This window comes from Pseudomonas sp. Ps21-P2, assembly GCF_039672565.1.
Lineage (GTDB): Bacteria > Pseudomonadota > Gammaproteobacteria > Pseudomonadales > Pseudomonadaceae > Aquipseudomonas.
The window spans coordinates 368,791-374,790 of sequence record NZ_JBDFPL010000008.1; the positions used below are offsets into that span (position 1 = coordinate 368,791).

Below are 6,000 nucleotides of genomic sequence, written 5' to 3' on the forward strand. Positions count from 1 at the left end.
AGTGGCTTCGGCGCCCGTACGTCACGTTCGCGGTTGTCCCATTGGCAATCGACCCATATGATCAGCGGCTTTCCACTGGTTTCGTTGAGGGGCAGGTTATGGTCAAGGTCGGTATCGTCGGCGGTACGGGTTACACCGGCGTCGAGTTGTTGCGTCTTCTGGCGCAACACCCGGAGGCTGAAGTGGTTGCGATCACCTCGCGCTCCGAGGCAGGTCTGCCTGTCGCTGACATGTATCCAAACCTGCGCGGTCACTATGACGGTCTGGCGTTCAGTGTGCCGGACGTCAAGGTGCTTGGCGCCTGCGACGTGGTGTTCTTCGCCACGCCTCACGGTGTCGCACATGCGTTAGCGGGCGAGTTGCTCGCCGCTGGCACCAAGGTCATCGACCTCTCCGCCGATTTTCGTCTGCAAGATCCGGTCGAGTGGGCCAAGTGGTACAACCAGCCCCATGGTGCACCGGAGCTGCTCGACGAGGCGGTATACGGCCTGCCGGAAGTCAACCGCGAGCACATCAAAGGCGCACGCCTTATTGCGGTGCCGGGTTGCTATCCCACCGCCACTCAGCTGGGCTTTCTGCCGCTGCTCGAAGCGGGCCTTGCTGATGCATCACGATTGATCGCCGACTGCAAATCGGGTGTCAGTGGTGCAGGTCGCGGCGCCAGTGTGGGCTCGCTGTATTCCGAAACCAGCGAGAGCTTCAAGGCTTATGCCGTTAAAGGGCATCGCCATCTTCCCGAAATCACCCAAGGGCTGCGTCGTGCAGCCGGCGGCGATGTCGGGCTGACGTTCGTGCCGCACCTGACGCCGATGATCCGCGGCATTCACGCCACGTTGTACGCGACCGTCGTCGACAGGTCGGTCGATCTGCAGGCGTTGTTTGAAAAACGCTATGCCAATGAGCCATTCGTCGACGTGATGCCCGCCGGCAGCCATCCGGAAACCCGCAGCGTACGTGGAGCCAACGTCTGCCGCATGGCTGTGCACCGTCCGCAGGATGGCGATCTGGTGGTGGTGCTGTCGGTCATCGACAATCTGGTCAAAGGCGCTTCGGGCCAGGCCGTGCAGAACATGAACATCATGTTTGGCCTCGATGAGCGCCTGGGCCTGTCCCACGCGGGGATGTTGCCTTAACAGCGCCAGGTCGTACGTCTCAGGTTGTAAGCCGATAGCTGGCTGTTTCTTGCAGCTTGTCGCTTGCGGCTGCCGTGACAATAGTTGACCAATTTTCTAGGAGAAGCGGATAATGCGCGACATTACGCATTATGACGGCTTAGCGCCGGGAGATTTTGAGCATGAGCGTTGAATCCTTCACCCCTGTGGCTTTGGAATTCACCCACGGTGCCGCGCACAAGGTGAAAACTCTGGTCGATGAAGAGGGCAATGACCGCCTGAAGCTCCGCGTCTTCGTGACCGGTGGCGGTTGTTCCGGCTTTCAGTACGGCTTCACGTTTGATGAAGACGTCGCCGAAGATGACACGATTGTTGAGCGCGAGGGTGTCAGCCTGGTGGTTGACCCCATGAGCTTCCAGTACCTGGCAGGTGCGGAAGTGGATTATCAGGAGGGTCTGGAAGGCTCTCGCTTCGTAATCAAGAATCCTAATGCCGCGACTACTTGCGGCTGCGGCTCTTCGTTTTCGATCTGATCCAACCGTCGCACACAAAAACGCCGCGCATTTGCGCGGCGTTTTGCATGGCGAGGGTAGAGCTTAGGCCGGGTAGATTGCGCCCAAAACACGCAACCCTTTGGCCCCGGTCACGCTCGGACGGTTGGCGGGTACGCTTTCCAGTGCGCAATGGGCAAGCCAGGCGAACGCCATTGCTTCCACCCAATCAGGATCAACACCGAATTCCGCTGTGCTTGTGACCTTTGTTGCCGGCAGCAGCGCCGCCAGTCGATCCATCAATGCCTTGTTGTGAGCGCCGCCACCGCAGACCAGCAGCTCTTTGGTCTGCGCCTGTGCCGATTGCAGCGACTCGGTAATGCTCAATGCGGTGACTTCCAGAAGTGTAGCCTGCACGTCTTCGGGTCTCAGCGTTGGCATCTGGAACAAATGGTGATGAACCCAGCCAAGGTTGAACACTTCACGGCCGGTGCTTTTCGGACCCTTGGTCTGGAAGAACTGATCACTGAGCATGGACTTGAGCAGCGCATCATTGACTGTTCCACTCGCGCCCCACGCGCCATCGCGGTCATAGCTCACGCCACGCTGTGCTTGTATCCACGCGTCGAGCAACACGTTGCCAGGACCTGAATCGAACCCGGAAACCGGTTTGTCGATCTCGATCAAGCTGAGGTTGCTGAAGCCACCGACGTTGAGTACGGCGCGGTAGTCCTTGTTATCGTCGAACAACGCTTCGTGGAATGCCGGAACCAGCGGCGCGCCCTGTCCACCTGCAGCGATATCGCGCTTGCGGAAATCGCTTACGACGGTAATGCCCGTCAGCTCAGCGAGCAGGGCAGGGTTGCCTATCTGAATGGTGAAGCCACGGGCTGGTTCGTGGCGAATCGTCTGGCCGTGGCTGCCAATCGCGCGGATTTCGCCGGCTGACACATTCTGCTGATCCAGCAGGGCCAGTACGCCTTGAGCCGCGAGATGAACCCATTTCTGCTCGGCGATGCCGGCACGGGCCAGCTCATCCGGACCACTGGCGCATAGCCCCAGCAGTTCGGCGCGAAGATCGTCCGGCATGGGAATGTAGTAGGTGCCGAGCAAACGTGGTCGGTCATCCTGTTCTACCAGCGCGAAGTCGAGTCCATCCAGACTGCTTCCGGACATTACACCTACATATAAAGTCATGGGTCAGCGCTTACTCGAGGCCAGCATGGTGGCCTTTTCCTGGTCCATGCGAGCCATCAAAGGTTGGCTCTCCTGCATGAACCGCTGTTTTTCGGACTTGGCGATCGGGTCAGCCATCGGCAGCTTCTGCCCCAACGGGTCGACATGAACGCCGTTTACCTGAAACTCGTAATGAACATGAGGACCCGTGGACAGGCCGGTGGTTCCAATATAGCCAATGACTTGGCCCTGCTTGACGCTGGATCCGGACTGAATACCCTTGGCAAAACCCTGCATGTGGCCGTACAGCGTCCGGTAGGTCTCACCGTGCTGAATGATCACGGTATTGCCGTAGCCGCCGCGCCGACCGGCAAGAATGACTTTGCCGTCGCCGGTCGCCTTGATTGGCGTACCACGAGGTGCAGCGTAGTCGATGCCTTGGTGGGCGCGAATCTTGTTCAGGATCGGGTGTTTGCGACCGGATGAAAACAGTGAGCTGATGCGGGCGAATTCGACCGGGGTACGGATGAATGCCTTACGCATGCTGTTGCCATCGGCGGTGTAGTAGTTGGTGTTGCCTTGCTTGTTCGTATAACGCACTGCGGTGTAAGTCTTGCCACGGTTTACAAAGCGCGCCGAAAGAATATTGCCTGTACTAACCGTCTTGCCGTTGACGACCTTTTGCTCGTAAATGACATCGAATTCGTCACCTTTGCGGATATCCTGGGTGAAGTCGACGTCGTAGCCGAAGATGTTTGCCATCTCCATGGTCATGGTATGGCTGAGGCCTGCACGCTGGGCGGATTGCGACAGCGAGTTGTTGATCATGCCGTGCACATAGGCAGTGCGAACATTGGGTTTGCTTACGTCACGGGTAAACGTGTAGCCCTTGTCTGTCCGGGACAAGCTGATGCTTTCTGTCTCGCTCAGCTTGCTGTGCAGCTGCTTAAGGCTGCCTTCAGGCGACAGTTCGAACTGCAGAACCTGGCCGTTTTTCAACTGGCTGAATTGCTTGGCTTGTTTGTCGCTGGCAATAACGTCATGCACTGCCGTTGCGGGTAAGCCGACTTTGCCGAACAGCGTCGACAGCGTATCGCCTTTCGATACCACCACTTCCCGGTGGGTGGGACCCTTGGCAGTGGCAACCTCTTTCGGCGCAGCCTTTGTGTCGGTGGAGGGCTTCGCTGTTTCAGTCGGCTCAGTCGCATCACCTTCGATCTGGGCGAAGGGAGAATCTACCGGCGCCTCTGTGGCTTGAGTCTGTTCTTGAGCGTCTTGTTCTTGCTCGATCTGATCAGCGGGCGTGTCCAGTTCAAGAGCAAGGTTTGTTCGTTTGGCTTCGACGTCACTGGATGGGAATACGAGGAGAGCCAGGCTGAGCAGTGCGGCGATACCGCTGGCTGCTAGCAGGTGGCTCTTCGGATAAAGCGGTGGCGCTTTAGGCGGAGTGTCGGTCATAGGTAATTTTGACTTTGAAAAAAGATGAAATGGAAAAGATGAATGACATGATGAAGATGAAATAACTGTATAAAATATAACCAAATCTCGCCTGAGGCAAGCTTGCGATCGGCTCGCTCCGCGATTCGTCGAGCACCTATTGTCAGAACTTGTATTTGGGCGCTGATCTTGTATGGTTGTTTCCCTTTGAAATAAGGCATTACGGGGCGGTTATGAAGTCGGTTGAAGAGCAGCTAGCGCTGATCAAGCGCGGTGCAGATGAACTCCTGGTCGAGGCCGAGCTGATCACAAAGCTCAAGCGTGGGCAGCCACTTCGCATCAAGGCCGGTTTTGATCCAACCGCGCCCGACCTGCACCTCGGGCACACAGTGCTAATTAATAAGCTGCGTCAATTCCAGGATCTCGGGCATCAGGTGATTTTCCTGATTGGCGATTTCACCGGGATGATCGGCGATCCAAGCGGCAAGAGCGCTACCCGTCCCCCGCTTACGCGCGAGCAAGTGCTCGACTATGCCGAGACCTATAAAGCTCAGGTCTTCAAGATTCTGGATCCGGCTAAAACCGAGGTGGCCTTCAATTCCACCTGGATGGACCAGCTGAGCCCCGCTGATTTCATTCGGCTTTCTTCTCAATACACCGTTGCCCGTATGCTTGAGCGTGATGACTTCGACAAGCGTTACAAGTCGAACCAGTCGATCGCCATCCACGAATTCCTTTATCCGCTCGTGCAGGGTTACGACTCGGTTGCCTTGCGCGCGGACGTCGAGCTGGGTGGCACCGATCAGAAATTCAACTTGCTGATGGGGCGTGAGCTTCAGCGCGCCTATGGTCAGGAGGCTCAGTGTGTTCTGACGATGCCGTTGCTGGAAGGGTTGGACGGCGTCAAGAAGATGTCCAAGTCCCTGGGTAACTATGTGGGTATCCAGGAAGCGCCCGGCATTATGTACAGCAAGCTCGTCTCCATCCCAGATGCGCTGATGTGGCGTTACTTTGAGCTGCTGAGCTTCCGCTCCATGGAAGCGATCGCTGCCTTTAAGGCGGATTGCGACGCCGGGGCGAATCCGCGCGACATCAAGATCAAGCTTGCCGAAGAGATTGTCGCGCGCTTCCATGGTGAAGAGGCTGCAGCTTCTGCCCATCGTTCTGCAGGCAATCGTATGAAGGATGGGGAGCTTCCGGAAGATCTTCCGGAGATCGAGCTGGCCGCTTCCGAAGACATGCCGATTGCTGCCGTCCTTAATAAGGCGGGGCTGGTAAAGAACTCGGCAGTCGCTCGCGACCTGCTGGCATCCGGCGGCGTGCGTATAGATGGTGAGGTGGTAGAGCGCGGGTTTGTATTCAAGCTGGGGGCGACCCATGTTTGCCAGGCCGGCAAGAAAGCGTTCGGGCGGATTACACTTCGCTTGGAATAAAGTTCAAATAAGTGCTTGACGCCCCTCTGGATCTGTCTATAATTCGCCCCACTTCCGGCGCAGACGAAACGGAAAACTCCTTGATAATCAACGAGTTGGACGAAGTAAGCAGCGAGGAATGCTTCGGTTCAGATGCTTGAATCGACAGCGGTGAAAAAGGCAGTTGACAGCAGGTTGTAACGCTGTAGAATTCGCCTCCCGCTGACGTGAGACGTTAAGTCGAACGAAGCGCAAGTGGTTGAAGTTGATGAGGAAACTTTGAAAACTTCTTAAAATAACCGCTTGACAGAAACAAGAGACGCTGTAGAATGCGCGCCTCGGTTGAGACGAAAGATCTTAACCACCCGCTCT

General features: G+C 56.8%; 5 protein-coding genes. 3 read left to right on the forward strand and 2 right to left on the reverse strand.

Annotated features, from left to right (window positions below; all coding sequences use genetic code 11):
* Nucleotides 1–98 precede the first annotated feature (98 nt).
* Entirely contained in the window at nucleotides 99–1,133 is a 1,035-nt protein-coding gene (gene argC / locus ABEH28_RS21490) for an N-acetyl-gamma-glutamyl-phosphate reductase (protein WP_192173081.1), read from the forward strand.
* Nucleotides 1,134–1,294: 161 nt separating this feature from the next.
* Nucleotides 1,295–1,645: an iron-sulfur cluster insertion protein ErpA gene (gene erpA / locus ABEH28_RS21495; RefSeq protein WP_122536594.1), complete on the forward strand. Its 351-nt coding sequence runs from the start codon at nucleotides 1,295–1,297 to the stop codon at nucleotides 1,643–1,645.
* A gap of 63 nt (nucleotides 1,646–1,708) precedes the next feature.
* On the opposite strand, the gene ABEH28_RS21500 is transcribed toward erpA, so the two are convergent.
* A complete protein-coding gene (locus ABEH28_RS21500) occupies nucleotides 1,709–2,800 on the reverse strand; it encodes an anhydro-N-acetylmuramic acid kinase (RefSeq protein WP_237251496.1) in 1,092 nt (363 codons plus the stop codon).
* Between the two features lie 3 nt (nucleotides 2,801–2,803).
* Nucleotides 2,804–4,237 carry a peptidoglycan DD-metalloendopeptidase family protein gene (locus ABEH28_RS21505; protein WP_346627127.1) on the reverse strand — a complete coding sequence of 478 codons (1,434 nt, stop codon included), beginning with the start codon at nucleotides 4,235–4,237 and terminating at the stop codon, nucleotides 2,804–2,806.
* A 212-nt stretch (nucleotides 4,238–4,449) separates the two neighbouring features.
* Here ABEH28_RS21505 and tyrS point away from each other — a divergent pair, with 212 nt between their 5' ends.
* Nucleotides 4,450–5,649, forward strand: a complete 1,200-nt coding sequence (gene tyrS / locus ABEH28_RS21510) for a tyrosine--tRNA ligase (RefSeq protein WP_346631023.1) — start codon at nucleotides 4,450–4,452, stop codon at nucleotides 5,647–5,649.
* Nucleotides 5,650–6,000 lie beyond the last annotated feature (351 nt).